Below are 14,341 nucleotides of genomic sequence, written 5' to 3' on the forward strand. Positions count from 1 at the left end.
ACTCGACCCTGCGGCCTGTTAACTGCAGGGTCGAGCGATCATCGGTCAGACGTCAGGGTTGTCGTAGACCTTGTGCCCACCTTTCCAGGTTTCGCAGACGACGATTTTGCGGATGTCGCTGGCCGGGTATTGTTCGTCGAGGGGGTTATTCTCGAGAATCACAAAATCGGCGAAATGCCCATCCTGCAACGAACCGGTAAAGGCATCCGCATGGCACTGCCACGCAGCGTCATAGGTGATGGCTTTCAGCGCTTGCTGACGGGTCAGGCACTGACTTTCGTTGAGTACCGGTTGTCGGGCTGCCTCTTTGACAAACGTACCGTCCTGGTTGCGTATGCCTTCCATCTTGCGGGTCACGGCCTGTTCCATTGAGCGCAACGGCCCCAGCGGGGTGACGGTGCAATCGCTGTGCAACGAGATGCGCAGGCCTCTGTCCAGGGCGTCCTGGCACAAGTCGAGCATCTTGCTGGCCTTTTTCTCGAAGATCGCCTGTTCGAACGCATACCCCCAATAGCCGACGTGACCGATCAGGAAGCTGGGAGAGATGCCCAGATCCTTCATTTGGTCGAGAGTGTCATTGGTCAGCATTGAGCAGTGTTCGATGCGATGGCGTTTTTCCAGGCCGCTCTGGCCGTTCAACGCATTTTTGTAGGCCTGCAAGGTGAATTCGATGGCGCGGTCACCGTTTGCGTGAATCATCAATGGCCAGCCAGTGCCGATGGCATTGTTCAGGGTGGTCTGATAAGCCGTCGGGAGTGTTGTCGGGTCCTGGGGGGCCGGGCTTGGGTCACAGAAGTTGAAGTTGCCTTTCGGCGATGTGGCCTCGCAGCAGTAATCGTCGATCTGATAACCCGTCAGCCCCTGGTTCGAGCCATCGGATATCAGTTTTACCGAGCCTTGATAAAACAGCCGGGCCGCTTCCTTGGTCACCGGTTTGTAGGGTTCGATTTTGCTGAAGTCCACACCATTGCAGGCCGCCGCATAACCGACGCGAACATTGCGCGGATGGGTCAGGCCGTAGGCTTCCAGAATCACCTTGGATACCGGGTCGACCATGGCGTCATACAGCAAGGTGATGCCTCGTTTGGAGGCGGTCTCGAAGTAGTCTTTCATGTACTTGAAGATGTTCACCACGTCCAGCGCCTGAGCCAGCGGTATCGAGAGCAGGGCTGGTGTGATGCCGGCCTCTTCCTGCAAGTTGCCCTGGGTCTCTTTAAGGAACGTGTCGAAACTCTTGTATTTGTCTCGCAGCTTCTGGCTGGCCGCGTTGTTGTGGTAGTACACGGCATTGCACGCGGGGGTATTCAGGTAAACGGTGTGCATGGAGGCGCTGATCAACAGCAACGGGTTTTTGCCGAGAATGCTGTCGAGGTTGCCGGTGTTGTCGGCATCCGGGTCGAAGTCACTATCGCAATAGAAACGGGTGAGCTTGTTTTTGCCGCCAGAGACCAGGGTGAATGGCATCAACGCTGGATCGACCATTCGCCCCAGAAACCAGCTCGAGTTGTTTTTGGGTTGCTTCAAGAGAATGTCGTGTTTCAACGTGGCCCAGTCATAGCGCTCGTTCAGTCTCTGAGTCTTTTCGTCGATCGGCCCCAGGTTCACCCATCCATCCATGACGCAGGACTGCACGATGTGCATGTGTGGTTCGATCAGACCCGGCAGCAGCGTTTTATCGCCCAGCGAACGCGTTGTGTATTTGATGCCCTTGGCCTTCATGCGCTCCTGCACATGGGCGAGGGTGCCCGAGGCAACCACATCACCGCCATGGATGCCCAGGGCTTCGACCTGTTCATCCATGTTGCCGTTTTTCAGGGGGTAGATGGTGCCGCCGGTGAAGATCAACGATTCGCTGCCGGGTTCCGGTAGCAGGCCGGCGACCTTGCCTGCGAAGGCTTTAAGGTCGACGGTGTGTCTGAGCGTATTCCATACCGGGTTTTCGCAGCCGCAATGGGTGCAGCCTTGACCCTGTCCATGTGATCCCATGATTCCATTCCTCAGGTTTTCGGTGGTTTGAGGCGTGACGCACGGAGTGTGCGAACAGCAAGCGTAGCAGGCACTTTGATATCGGACGGTCAGTCGTCGGCCACCCGGCTTTGGGCGCTGCAACTGTGCTTGTCTCAGACTGCAACAGCTGTCGCGAAATTGGACGCCGGGAGGCCACGCAAAGATTGGCGCGACACCTTGATGAACGCGTAACTGCTTGATTGAACAGCTTATCGGCAAGCTGGCACGCTCCGTGTATTGCTCACCTCAGACGTTTCGCTTGCCTCCGTTCGTGCATCGCCGCGAACGGCAGAAACCATAAAAACGATAAGCCACAACAATAAGAAAGCACCGTGCGAGGTTCGACGTTGATGAAGAGAAAACTCCGATCAGGCATGAGCGCCAGTCTGCTGGCCGTGGCCGCTTGCGTGGCCCTGCATTCACCCCACAGCCTGGCAGCCCGCGACGCCCAGACCATCCTCAAGGAAACCTGCCAGGGCTGTCACACCCCTGAAGCCGGCGACCAGTTGAGCCGCATCAGCCACCAGCGCAAGACCCCGGAAGGCTGGCTGATGAGTATTGCCCGCATGCAGACCATGCACGGTTTGCAGATCAGCGATGAAGACCGTCGTACGCTGGTCAAATACCTGGCCGACACCCAGGGCCTGGCGCCGAGCGAAACCGATGGCGTGCGTTACGCGCTGGAACGACGGCTGAACACCGTCGAGCAGTTCGACGAGAAAACCGCGCAGATGTGCGGCCGCTGCCACTCAGGTGCGCGGATCGCCCTGCAACGGCGTCCGGCTCAAGAATGGGAACGCCTGGTGAATTTCCACCTCGGCCAGTGGCCGTCGCTGGAGTATCAGGCGCTGGCTCGCGATCGCGACTGGTTCGATATCGCCCGCAAGGAAATGGTCCCGCTGCTGGCCAAGCGTTATCCGCTGGACAACCCGGCGTGGCAGGCCTGGGTCAAAACCAGACCGAAGGCTGAGGCACTGGTCGGCGACTGGAGCTTCAGCGGCCACTTGCCGGGCAAGGGTGAGCTGGCCGGCACCATGACCGTCACGGCCGATGGCAGCGACACCTTCAAGGTTGCCGTCAAAGGTCAGTACGCCGATGGCAGCCCGTTCAACGGTGACGGCAACGCGATCCTCTACAGCGGCTACGAATGGCGCGGCAACGTGACCGTCGATGGCGTGACCATGCGTCAGGTGTTCGCCGCACAGGGCAACGCCATGCAAGGCCGGATGTTCGAGGCCGAGCACGATGAGCGCGGCCTCGACTTCGTTGCCGCCAAACAGGGTTCCCAGCGCTTGCTGGCGGTGCAGCCGGGTTATGTGAAGGCCGGCAGCGAAACCGAAGTGACGCTGGTCGGTAGCGGTCTGAGCGGCAAACCGGACTTCGGCAAAGGCGTGGACGTGGTCGAAGTGGTCGAGCAGAACGCCGACCGGATCAAAGTCAAAGTCAAAGCCGCGGCCAATGCCCAGCCGGGCTTGCGCGCGGTCAGCGTCGGCAACCTGAAAGGCCCGAGCCTGTCGGTGTACAGCACGATTGCCTCGGTCAAAGTGGTGCCGGAATTCTCGGTGGCACGGATCGGCGAGGGCGGCGGTTCGACGCCGAAAGTCCAGGGTCGCTTCGATGCCGAAGCCTGGGGCAAGGGCGCCGACGGCAAGCCGTATCGCATCGGCGTGTTCCCGGCGCAATGGAAAGTCGAAGCCTTCGACGAGCGCGCCAAAGAGGATGAAGACGTCAAGTTCGCCGGCACCATGCAGGCCGACGCGGGCGTGTTCACCCCGGGCGATGCCGGGCCGAATCCGGCACGCAAGATGTCCACCAACAATGCCGGCAACCTCAAGGTGATCGCCGCCGTCGACGACGCCGGGAAATTCCTGACCGGTGAAGGCCATCTGATCGTCACCGTGCAACGCTGGAACAATCCACCCATTCCCTGATGTTGAAACGTGAGTTGTCCTGGGCCACAGCGATTCAGACACTTTTCGGAATGACCGCAAGTCCCGCCAGGCGGGGCTTGCACAGGAGGTTTGCAATGGGCGCTATCTTGAATCTGGTCGAACGCAACCTGCACGAAGTGCACGTCGACGCCGACCGCATGCTGTTCCATATCCCCAGCAGTTCGCTGTTCGCCAGCGATGAACTGACGGGCACCATCATCGATGCGTTGCGCGGGCCCGGCTGTTCCTCGGAAGACTTGATCCAGCGCCTCGGCGCGCGGTTCAACGGCGAGGAAATCAACGAGACCCTGCGCGAGCTGATCTCTCTGGAACTGGTCAGCGACGGCTCGCCGCTGACCCCGGACATCGCGGTCAAACGCGTCGAGCGCACCGCGATCAACACGGTGGTGCTCAACGTCAACACCGGCTGCAACCTGAGCTGCACCTACTGCTACAAGGAAGACCTCGACAAGCCGTCCGCCGGCAAGAAAATGGACGTCGAAACCGCCATCGCGTCAGTGGAAATGCTACTGCGTGAATCCCCCGACGAAGAACGCTTCACCGTGGTGTTTTTCGGCGGCGAGCCGCTGAGCAATCGCAAGCTGATCGAGTACATGGTCGATTACTGCGAGAAGCGGTTTGCCGAGGCCGGCAAGTTCGTCGAATTCGTGATGACCACCAACGCCACGCTGCTCACCGAAGAAACCGTGGACTACCTGAATGCTCACCGCTTCGGGCTGTCAGTGAGCATCGACGGACCGAAAACCGTGCACGACCGCAATCGCATCACGGTGGGCGGGCAGGGCACTTATGACGTGGTGCGGCGCAAGGCCGAGATGCTGCTGTCGCGCTACAACAGCCGCCCGGTCGGTGCGCGAGTGACCCTGACTACCGGCGTCACCGACGTTGAAACCATCTGGGATCACCTGTTCAACGAGTTGGGGTTTGCCGAAGTCGGGTTTGCCCCGGTGACGTCCGGCGATATCAGTAGCTTCAACCTTTCCAGCGACGAGTTGATCGAAGTGTTCGCCAGCATGAAGCGCCTGGGTCGGCGTTATCTGGAAGCCGCGCTGGAGCACCGCAACATCGGGTTCTCCAACCTGCATCAACTGATCACCGACATCCACGAAGGCCACAAAAAGGCCCTGCCGTGCGGTGCCGGGTTGAAGATGCTGGCGGTCGATCACAAGGGTGAGTTGAACCTGTGCCATCGCTTCACCGGCTCATCGCTGCCGACCTTCGGCAATGTCCACAGCGGTGTGAAACAGGTCGAGTTGAACGACTTCCTGTCCCAACGTCTGGACCGCACCAACACCGGTTGCCACGACTGCCAGATCCGCAACCTGTGCTCCGGCGGCTGCTACCACGAAAGCTACGCCCGCTACGGCGACCCGGCCCACCCGACTTATCACTACTGCGAACTGATGCGTGACTGGGTCGACTTCGGCATCGAGGTCTATACCCGGATCATGGCCAACAACCCTGCGTTCATCAGCAGCTACATCACTCCGCGCAAGGCTCACTGATATGAAACATCTCAAGGCAATCAATAACAAAGCGTTGAAGCTGGATCAGGCCGCGGATGAAAACCGCATCGAAGAAGTGGTGGCGATGAGTTCGGTCGCCGGCTGTGCCTCGACCACCGACCCGGGTTGGGAAATCGATGCGTTCGGCGGGGTGTCGTCGCTGTGCCAGCCGATGGAAGCCGACCTGTATGGCTGCTCCGACCCGTGCTGGTGGCCGGCCCAGGTGCCGGACATGATGAGCACCTACCCGGACTGGAACAAGGATGCCCAGGCGTCCAACGACAACTGGCGCAACCTCGGCACTGTCTTCCCGAAAGACAAGTGATCCCTAAGAAGAAGGATTCCAGCATGCCTAGCCTCAACAAAGCCTGCGGCCTTGCCGCACTCGCGGTCCTGAGCGCCTGTTCGCTCCCGGTTCTGGCCGATGAAAACACCGCGCTGCAGGACGGTCACGAGTACATGTTGACCACCAATTACCCGAACAACCTGCATGTCATCGACCTGGCGACCGACACCTTGTACAAGACCTGCAAGATGCCCGACGCCTTTGGCCCCGGGACCGTGCAGCTGTCGCCGGATCGCAAGACCGCGTATGTGCTGAACAACCATTACGCCGATGTTTACGGTGTCGAACTGGACAGCTGCAAGCAGGTGTTCCACGCCAGCATCACCCAGCAACCGGGGGAGAAAGCGCGGTCGATGTTTGCCTTTACCGTCAGCCATGACGGCAAGGAGCTGTACACCATCGCCAACCCGACGTTGATGCTCAACGACCACTACGAGGTCAAGCAGCCGCGTCTGGACGTTTACGCCACCGATGCCGGAATGAACGCCAAACCGGTGCGCAGCTTCCCGGCGCCACGGCAGTTGACGATCATGCAGAGCGGAGATGACGGCACGTTGTATGTGGCTGGCGCTGATGTGTACAAGGTCGATGTGAAGAGCGGAAAGTTCGACGTGCTGATCCCCAGCCGCCACTGGAAACGCCCGAATTACAGCGCGCCGGACGTGCTCTACGTGTGGAACCAGCAGACTTACCGCCACGACTTCTCGCTGCTGTACACCGCCGCCAAGTTCAAGGACAAGAAGCAGGATCCGGCCACCGCTGAATACCTGTACGGCTTGTTCAGCGTCGATCTGAAAACCGGCAAGACCGAAACCACCGATTTCGGGCCGCTGACCGAGATCTACTTCAGCGGCATGCGCTCGCCGAAGGATCCGAACCTGATGTTCGGCGTGCTCAATCGTCTGGCGAAGTACGACATCAAGCAGAAGAAACTGATTCAGGCGGCCACGCTGGACCATTCCTACTACTGCATTTCGTTCAACAAGGACGGCAGCAAAATCTATCTCGCCGGGACGTTCAACGACGTGGCGATCTTTGATGCCGAGACCATGAAACAGACCGGCAGCATCAAATTGCCGGGTGGGGATATGGCGATTACCACGGCGCAGATTTTTGTTCGGTAATCAGTATTGCCTGAGCTGCCGCAGCTGCGAGCAGCTCAGGTTCTGAATATCAGGCCCCTGGCACCGGGCAGCCCACATCCCCTTCCTCACACTTCAAATACTGCTTGAGAGCCTCGGTTCGACCCTTGGTCACACGCGTGATGCATACGCTGTAGATCATCGGGTACATACTTCCGCCCTTGACGCCTGACGCCGAAAATTCGCATTCGGCATCGCGAAACCCAATCCACGCCCGCTGAGCACTGACCAGCAGTTTCTTGCTGGCAGGTTCTTCTTTCAGCCGTGCGGTGATCTGCTGATACACCGTGTTCAACTCTTTATCCGCCGCTTTGCTCTCTTGCCCGGCGCACTGATTCATCGTCGCCTGATCGCTGGCATTGGCGCAGTCCACGGCCGCGTGGGCGACGGAAGTGAAAAGAAAGGGTGTCAGGGCCAGAAGCAGGCGTGGGGACATGAGTCATCTCGCTTTGATGAATGAAGGTGCCGAGCAGTTTAGCGACTTCGTGGCGCCATCAGGATTTGTGCTGTCTCGATGCGTTGAGCAAGCGCTCCGCTGTCGCGGCAATTTCCTCTCCGTCATGTAGTTTTTCCAGCCACCCGAACGGGATCCCCTGCACGCCGTAATGGGCGCCAGCCAACTGGCCGACGATGGCGGCCGTAGTGTCTGCGTCATCGCCCAGGTTGGCCGCGTGCAGGACGGCTGCGGCAAAACTGTCGGTGTGCTGGAAGCACCATAACGCTGCTTCCAGGGATTCGACGCAGTAGCCACTGCCGCGAATCTCCCTGTCAGACTTGTTCAGGTAGTCGCCCCGGGCAATCGCCGCCACCTTGGGCTGGCTGAAGGTTCTTAGCGGCAGGCTGCGCAGTTCCGCTTTCGATGCGCCTTCCAGGGCTTTGCCGAGCAGCTCGGCAAACAACTGGCAGGATTCGACGGCCTCGGGCGCCGCGTGGGTGGTACGTGAACTGTCGGCGGCGAATCGCCTGATTTGCCGGGCATCGGGGAAATAAAACAGTACAACGGGCACCAGACGCATCAACGAGCCATTGCCAGCACTGTAGGGATCAGTGGAGCCGGCAAACGGCTCTCCGGTGTGCTGATAGTGATCCAGCGCCTGACTCACGGTCATGCCGATATCGAAACATTCGCCGGTCGAACTCAGGTAACCCCACTGCCACCAGTTCAGATAGCGGCCCATCTGGTCAGCGGCATCAAATGCATTCTTGTTCAGCAGGCTTTCTGCCAGACACAGCGCCATCGAGGTGTCGTCGGTCCATTGGCCCGGTTTCAAGTGGAACGGCCCGCCACCGATCATGTCGGTCAGGGGCTGGAAGCTGCCCCGAGGCTGGAATTCGACGGTGGTACCCACGGCATCGCCGCAGGCCAGGCCGAGCAGGGCGCCACGGTAACGTTCGGGGAGGGAGGGCTGCATGATGACGTCCTTGTGTCGTTCAGTTCGCTGGGAACGTTATCAGTTTGGCAGCGCTGATCCGTCCGCATTCTGACGAACCGGCACCCCAAAATACTGCCGGATATTTCAATCAGACCCGACCGTTGCACTGGATTGATACAACTTCGCATTGGACATGTGGTCATACAAGCCTACTGTTCAAAACAGGAGGTGACGTATGAAACCAGTACCCAACAGCTTTGAACGTAAAATCATGCTCAGGTCGCCACGCTCCCATGTCTGGCGTGCGCTGGTCGATGCCGAGGCGTTTGGCCAGTGGTTTGGCGTGGCTCTGGAAGGGCGGCGGTTTATCGCGGGCGAGTGGACGCAGGGGCAGGTCACGTACCCCGGTTATGAGCATGTGCTCTGGAACGTGTTGGTGGAGCGGGTCGAGCCCCAGCAGTTGTTTTCCTTCCGTTGGCACCCGTACGCGGTGAACCCGAAAATCGATTACTCCCAAGAACCGACCACACTGGTCAAATTCGAGCTGCAGGACTACGAGAACGGCACGCTGCTGAAGGTCTCCGAGTCAGGTTTTGCGCACATTCCCGACGTCCGCCAAAAAGAGGCGTACTACATGGACAGCCGTGGCTGGGAGGAGCAATTGAGCCGACTCGAACACTTTCTCGCCGAGACCGACAGGGCACGCGAGCGTGAAGGTGGCTGACCACGAGTGGTTTGATCCGTGGTTGAAGCGTTGGGCGCTGGTGCCCGACGGTGTTCCGATCATCACGCCGGGCAGCAAGCTGTTGCCGGTGCGTCAGGGTGACGTACCGGCGATGCTGAAAGTCGCGGTGGACGATGAGGAAAAGTACGGCAACCTGCTGATGACCTGGTGGAACGGCGACGGCGCCGCCCGGGTGCTCGCTCAGCACGAAGACGGCCTGTTGCTGGAGCGGGCCATGGGCCGGCGTTCGTTGATGTATATGGCGCTCAATGGCGAGGATGACGAGGCCACCCGGATCATGTGCCGGGCTTTGGCGAGGTTGCATGGGCCGCGCCCCACGGAGCCGCCTGCGTTAGTAGAGCTGGCACCGTGGTTTGCCTCGCTGCGAGTGTCCGCCGCCCGATACGGCGGCCAATATTCTGTTTGCCAGCAAATGGCTGAAACCTTGCTCGCAGAGCCCCGGGATGTCGTTGTGCTGCACGGTGACATGCACCACGACAACGTCCTCGATTTCGGCTCGCGCGGCTGGCTGGCCATCGATCCGAAACGGGTGCGGGGCGAGCGTGGCTACGACTACGCCAACCTGATCTGCAACCCGGAATTGCCGACGGCCGCTGATCCTGAACGCTTTCAACGGCAAGTCGATGTGATCTGCGAAACGGCAGGGCTGGACCGCCGGCGTCTCTTGCAATGGGTGCTGGCGTTTGCCGGACTGTCTGCCGCGTGGTTCATGGAGGATGACGAACAAAACGCCGCCGCCGGACAGCTGGAAGTCGCGTATCTGGCGGCTTGCGCGCTCGATGCCTGACACGTCTAAGGGTTTTCGGAAGGGGTGCTATGGCGAATGTCTTACACGCGGTGGTAGCTTTGTCGACTATTGCCGATTGGATCCAGAGCGTAATCTAGCCTCATCAACTGAAGCACAGGGAGTGTTTCAGGATCACGGATGATCGACCATTAGCAAGGATCGCTGCCGACAGGGAGTCGATAATGGTCTTGGGAAAAACCCGCTTCGGCGGGTTTTTTTTCGCCTATGGAAAAGTACCGTGCCCAAACAGAAACACCGCCGATTGGCGGTGTTTCTGCATCTGCAGGTTTTACGAGGCGATCAACTGCCGCAACACGTAATGCAGGATCCCGCCGGACTTGAAGTACTCCACCTCGTTAAGGGTGTCGATGCGGCACAGCACTTCGATTTTCTCCTGACGCCCGTCTTCTCGGGTGATCACCAGGGTCAGGTTCATCCTTGGCGTCAGCTCGACTCCGGTCAGACCCTGAATCTCCAGGGTTTCCTTGCCGGTGAGGTTCAGGCTCTTGCGGTTTTGATCCAGCTTGAACTGCAACGGCAGCACGCCCATGCCTACCAGGTTGGAACGGTGGATTCGCTCGAAGCTTTCGGCGATCACTGCTTTCACCCCAAGCAGGTTGGTGCCCTTGGCGGCCCAGTCGCGGCTGGAGCCGGTGCCGTATTCTTGCCCGGCAATCACCACCAGCGGCGTGCCCGTGGCCTGATAACGCATGGCCGCGTCGTAGATCGCCAGTTTTTCTCCGGTCGGAATGTAGATCGTGTTGCCACCTTCTTCGCCGCCGAGCATTTCGTTACGGATGCGGATGTTGGCAAAGGTGCCGCGCATCATCACTTCATGGTTGCCCCGGCGTGAGCCGTAGGAGTTGAAGTCCCGTGGCTCGACGCCTTGCTCGCGCAAGTACCGCCCGGCCGGGCTGTCGGCCTTGATGTTGCCGGCGGGGGAGATGTGGTCAGTGGTCACCGAATCGCCCAGCAACGCCAGCACTCGCGCGCCTTTCACATCGGCGATCACCGGCAATGGCCCGGCGATGTCATCGAAGAACGGCGGATGCTGGATATAAGTCGAATCTGCCTGCCAGACGTAGGTCGCGGCTTGCGGCACTTCGATGGCTTGCCACTGTTCGTCACCGGCAAACACCTCGGCGTACTCCTTGTGGAACATCGCCGTATTGACCTGATTCACCGCGTCGGCGATTTCCTTGCTGCTTGGCCAGATGTCACGTAGGTAAACCGGATTGCCCTGCTGGTCGTTGCCCAGCGGTTCGCTGCTGATGTCGGTGCGCACACTGCCGGCCAGGGCGTAGGCGACGACCAGCGGCGGTGACGCCAGCCAGTTGGTTTTCACCAGCGGATGCACCCGGCCTTCGAAGTTGCGGTTGCCGGACAGCACCGAAGCGACGGTCAGGTCGGCCTTCTGGATGGCTTTTTCGATCGGTTCCGGCAGCGGCCCGGAGTTGCCGATGCAGGTGGTGCAACCATACCCAACCAGTGAAAACCCGAGCTGATCAAGGTACTGCGTCAGCCCGGCGGCTTTGTAGTAATCGGTGACCACCTTGGAGCCCGGTGCCAGTGAGCTTTTCACCCAAGGCTTGCGGGTCAGGCCTTTCTCCACGGCTTTTTTCGCCAGCAGGCCGGCGGCCATCATCACGCTGGGGTTGGAGGTGTTGGTGCAGGACGTGATCGCGGCAATCACTACGGCACCGTTTTTCAGGCGGTAGGTGTGGCCGTCGTACTCGTAATCCGTTTCACCGACCAGATCGGCATTGCCCACCGCGACACCGCCGCCGCCCTCGCTTTCCAGACGTCCTTCTTCCTTGCTGGTGGGCTTGAATTGCAGATCGAGGAAGTCACTGAAGGCCTGGCCGACATTCGGCAGGGAAACCCGGTCCTGCGGGCGTTTCGGCCCGGCGAGGCTGGCTTCGACGCTGCCCATGTCCAGCGCCAGGCTGTCGGTGAACACCGGTTCCTGACCGGGCAGACGCCACAGGCCCTGAGCCTTGGTGTAGGCCTCGACCAGTTTCACCACTTCAGTCGGCCGGCCGGAGAGGCGCAGGTATTCGAGGGTTACGTCATCGACCGGGAAGAAACCGCAGGTCGCGCCATATTCCGGGGCCATGTTGGCGATGGTCGCGCGATCGGCCAGCGGCAGGTCGGCGAGGCCGTCGCCATAGAACTCGACGAATTTTCCGACCACGCCTTTCTTGCGCAGCATCTGGGTCACGGTCAGCACCAGGTCAGTGGCGGTGATGCCTTCCTTGAGCTTGCCGGTGAGTTTGAAGCCGATGACTTCGGGAATCAGCATCGACACCGGTTGCCCGAGCATCGCGGCTTCCGCCTCGATCCCGCCGACGCCCCAGCCAAGTACGCCGAGGCCGTTGATCATGGTGGTGTGGGAGTCGGTGCCGACCAGTGTGTCGGGGAAGGCATAGGTGCGGCCGTCTTCGTCCTTGGTCCACACCGTGCGTCCGAGGTATTCGAGGTTGACCTGGTGGCAGATCCCGGTGCCTGGCGGTACCACGCTGAAGTTGTCGAAGGCGCTCTGGCCCCAGCGCAGGAAGGCGTAGCGTTCGCCGTTGCGCTGCATTTCGATGTCGACGTTCTGTTCGAAAGCGCTGGCGCTGCCGAATTTATCGACCATCACCGAGTGGTCGATCACCAGATCCACCGGCGACAGCGGATTGATCCGCTGCGGATCGCCGCCGGCCTTGGCCATGGCGGCGCGCATCGCGGCCAGATCGACCACGGCCGGTACGCCGGTGAAGTCCTGCATCAGCACCCGGGCAGGGCGGTACTGGATTTCCCGGTCGGAGCGGCGCTCCTTGAGCCACGCGGCAATCGCCTTGAGGTCGGCGCCGGTGACGGTTTTTTCATCTTCCCAGCGCAGCAGGTTTTCCAGCAGCACCTTCAGCGACATGGGCAGCTTGTCGATATTGCCCAGGCTTTTGGCAGCATCCGGCAGGCTGAAGTAGTGGTAAGTCTTGTCATCGACTTTCAAGGTTTTAAGGGTGTTCAGGCTATCAAGGGACGGCATTACGATCACTCCTTTCAGGCTGTTTGAAAACTACTGCGCTCGGCAATCCTGCGTTAAAAACAGGCTCGGAATGCTCTTTTACAACTCGTAGACTCCGCTTCCAAGCCTGTTTTTGCCTTGTCTTGCCTTCGCTCGCTACGTTTTCAAACAGCCTGTTTGAGTCCGCACGGCTACGGACTGAGGGGACGGGCAGAGCTATCAACGTAGCCCTGTTTTCAGTAGCTGGCTAATAACTGGACTCTATGGGCAAGTCCAAGGTTCCGACATGGGCTATCATGCGCCGGTTTTCGTGACAGGCTTTGCTTCAACGCAGGTCTGGGCATCGCGCAGGGGATGAATGATCGCCCTCTGCCCAGGAGTAAGAATGAACACCCTATTCATGCATTGCCGGCCAGGCTTCGAAGGCGAAGTCTGCTCGGAGATTTCCGACCTCGCCGCCCAACTTAACGTGGCCGGCTACGCCAAGGCCAAACCGGCGACCGCTTGCGCCGAGTTCGTCTGCACCGAAGAAGACGGTGCCGAGCGCCTGATGCGTGGCCAGCGTTTCGCCGAGCTGATCTTCCCGCGCCAGTGGGCGCGTGGACTTTTCATCGATCTGCCGGAAACCGACCGCATCAGCGTGATCCTCGCGCACATGGCCGAATTCCCGGTGTGCGGCAGCTTGTGGCTGGAAGTCGTCGACACCAACGACGGCAAGGAACTGTCGAACTTCTGCAAGAAGTTCGAAGGCCCGCTGCGCAAGGCGCTGACCGGCGCCGGCAAACTGGTGGACGACGCCAGCAAGCCACGCCTGCTGCTGACCTTCAAGAGCGGTCGTGAGGTGTTCCTCGGTCTGGCCGATGCCGGTAACTCGGCGATGTGGCCGATGGGCATTCCGCGTCTGAAATTTCCGCGCGAGGCGCCGAGCCGTTCGACCCTGAAGCTGGAAGAGGCCTGGCATCACTTCATTCCCCGCGATCAGTGGGAAGATCGCCTGCACAGCGACATGACCGGTGTCGACCTCGGTGCTGCGCCGGGCGGCTGGACCTGGCAACTGGTCAATCGCGGCATGCTGGTGACGGCCATTGACAACGGCCCGATGGCCGAAAGCCTGATGGACACCGGCCTGGTGCAGCACTTGATGGCCGACGGTTTCACCTTCAAACCCAAGCAACCGGTGGACTGGATGGTCTGCGACATCGTCGAGAAGCCGGCGCGCAACGCCGCGATGCTCGAAGAGTGGATCGGCGAGGGTCATTGCCGGGAAGCGGTGGTCAACCTCAAGTTGCCGATGAAGCAGCGTTACGCCGAAGTGAAGCGTCTACTCGAGCGTATCGCCGATGGTTTCAAGGCCCGCGGGATCAAGGTCGATATCGGCTGCAAGCAGCTGTACCACGACCGCGAGGAAGTGACCTGCCATTTGCGCCGCCATGACGTGAAGAAAGCCAAAGCCCGCTGAGCGCGCGACAGGTGA

Annotated in this window: 11 protein-coding genes; 7 read left to right on the forward strand and 4 right to left on the reverse strand. The window is 60.0% G+C overall.

The annotated features are described in order from the left end of the window. Positions 1-45 precede the first annotated feature (45 nt). Positions 46-1,986 carry an amidohydrolase gene (locus AC1RME_RS24780; protein ID WP_096822105.1) on the reverse strand — a complete coding sequence of 647 codons (1,941 nt, stop codon included), beginning with the start codon at positions 1,984-1,986 and terminating at the stop codon, positions 46-48. Between the two features lie 371 nt (positions 1,987-2,357). Here AC1RME_RS24780 and peaA point away from each other — a divergent pair, with 371 nt between their 5' ends. The 4 genes from peaA to peaD all read left to right on the forward strand — a co-directional run bounded on the left by peaA (position 2,358) and on the right by peaD (position 6,934). After that, the gene (gene peaA / locus AC1RME_RS24785; RefSeq protein WP_096822104.1) at positions 2,358-3,938 is read left to right on the forward strand and encodes a quinohemoprotein amine dehydrogenase subunit alpha; all 1,581 of its coding nucleotides are present in this window, start codon (positions 2,358-2,360) and stop codon (positions 3,936-3,938) included. A 95-nt stretch (positions 3,939-4,033) separates the two neighbouring features. Then, entirely contained in the window at positions 4,034-5,464 is a 1,431-nt protein-coding gene (peaB, locus tag AC1RME_RS24790) for a quinohemoprotein amine dehydrogenase maturation protein (protein ID WP_096822103.1), read from the forward strand. Position 5,465: 1 nt separating this feature from the next. After that, on the forward strand, positions 5,466-5,789 hold the full coding sequence (gene qhpC / locus AC1RME_RS24795) for a quinohemoprotein amine dehydrogenase subunit gamma (protein WP_008016081.1): 324 nt from the start codon (positions 5,466-5,468) through the stop codon (positions 5,787-5,789). A 23-nt stretch (positions 5,790-5,812) separates the two neighbouring features. Next, the gene (gene peaD / locus AC1RME_RS24800) at positions 5,813-6,934 is read left to right on the forward strand and encodes a quinohemoprotein amine dehydrogenase subunit beta (RefSeq protein ID WP_096822102.1); all 1,122 of its coding nucleotides are present in this window, start codon (positions 5,813-5,815) and stop codon (positions 6,932-6,934) included. A 49-nt stretch (positions 6,935-6,983) separates the two neighbouring features. Here peaD and AC1RME_RS24805 read toward each other — a convergent pair whose 3' ends face one another. Next, on the reverse strand, positions 6,984-7,388 hold the full coding sequence (locus AC1RME_RS24805; RefSeq protein WP_096822101.1) for a lysozyme inhibitor LprI family protein: 405 nt from the start codon (positions 7,386-7,388) through the stop codon (positions 6,984-6,986). Positions 7,389-7,446: 58 nt separating this feature from the next. Continuing rightward, positions 7,447-8,364: an ADP-ribosylglycohydrolase family protein gene (locus AC1RME_RS24810; protein ID WP_096822100.1), complete on the reverse strand. Its 918-nt coding sequence runs from the start codon at positions 8,362-8,364 to the stop codon at positions 7,447-7,449. 196 nt (positions 8,365-8,560) lie between these two features. On the opposite strand from AC1RME_RS24810, the gene AC1RME_RS24815 reads away from it, so the two are divergent. Continuing rightward, positions 8,561-9,049 carry an SRPBCC family protein gene (locus AC1RME_RS24815; RefSeq protein WP_085713126.1) on the forward strand — a complete coding sequence of 163 codons (489 nt, stop codon included), beginning with the start codon at positions 8,561-8,563 and terminating at the stop codon, positions 9,047-9,049. Then, on the forward strand, positions 9,036-9,857 hold the full coding sequence (locus tag AC1RME_RS24820) for an aminoglycoside phosphotransferase family protein (RefSeq protein WP_176504890.1): 822 nt from the start codon (positions 9,036-9,038) through the stop codon (positions 9,855-9,857). The genes AC1RME_RS24815 and AC1RME_RS24820 overlap by 14 nt, the downstream gene beginning before the upstream one ends. A 289-nt stretch (positions 9,858-10,146) precedes the next feature. Here AC1RME_RS24820 and acnA read toward each other — a convergent pair whose 3' ends face one another. Further along, complete coding sequence (gene acnA / locus AC1RME_RS24825) at positions 10,147-12,888, reverse strand: aconitate hydratase AcnA (protein WP_096822099.1); 2,742 nt, start codon at positions 12,886-12,888, stop codon at positions 10,147-10,149. 364 nt (positions 12,889-13,252) lie between these two features. On the opposite strand from acnA, the gene rlmM reads away from it, so the two are divergent. Beyond that, positions 13,253-14,326, forward strand: a complete 1,074-nt coding sequence (rlmM, locus tag AC1RME_RS24830) for a 23S rRNA (cytidine(2498)-2'-O)-methyltransferase RlmM (protein WP_096822098.1) — start codon at positions 13,253-13,255, stop codon at positions 14,324-14,326. Positions 14,327-14,341 lie beyond the last annotated feature (15 nt).

The sequence above is a fragment of the Pseudomonas sp. GW822-FHT03F08 genome, assembly GCF_058801265.1.

Bases quoted from the DNA above. Each gene is read 5' to 3' on its own strand.
- AC1RME_RS24780 (WP_096822105.1), bottom strand. From the start codon at position 1,986: ATGGGATCACATGGACAGGGTCAAGGCTGCACCCATTGCGGCTGCGAA.
- peaA (WP_096822104.1), top strand. From the start codon at position 2,358: ATGAAGAGAAAACTCCGATCAGGCATGAGCGCCAGTCTGCTGGCCGTG.
- peaB (WP_096822103.1), top strand. From the start codon at position 4,034: ATGGGCGCTATCTTGAATCTGGTCGAACGCAACCTGCACGAAGTGCAC.
- qhpC (WP_008016081.1), top strand. From the start codon at position 5,466: ATGAAACATCTCAAGGCAATCAATAACAAAGCGTTGAAGCTGGATCAG.
- peaD (WP_096822102.1), top strand. From the start codon at position 5,813: ATGCCTAGCCTCAACAAAGCCTGCGGCCTTGCCGCACTCGCGGTCCTG.
- AC1RME_RS24805 (WP_096822101.1), bottom strand. From the start codon at position 7,388: ATGTCCCCACGCCTGCTTCTGGCCCTGACACCCTTTCTTTTCACTTCC.
- AC1RME_RS24810 (WP_096822100.1), bottom strand. From the start codon at position 8,364: ATGCAGCCCTCCCTCCCCGAACGTTACCGTGGCGCCCTGCTCGGCCTG.
- AC1RME_RS24815 (WP_085713126.1), top strand. From the start codon at position 8,561: ATGAAACCAGTACCCAACAGCTTTGAACGTAAAATCATGCTCAGGTCG.
- acnA (WP_096822099.1), bottom strand. From the start codon at position 12,888: ATGCCGTCCCTTGATAGCCTGAACACCCTTAAAACCTTGAAAGTCGAT.
- rlmM (WP_096822098.1), top strand. From the start codon at position 13,253: ATGAACACCCTATTCATGCATTGCCGGCCAGGCTTCGAAGGCGAAGTC.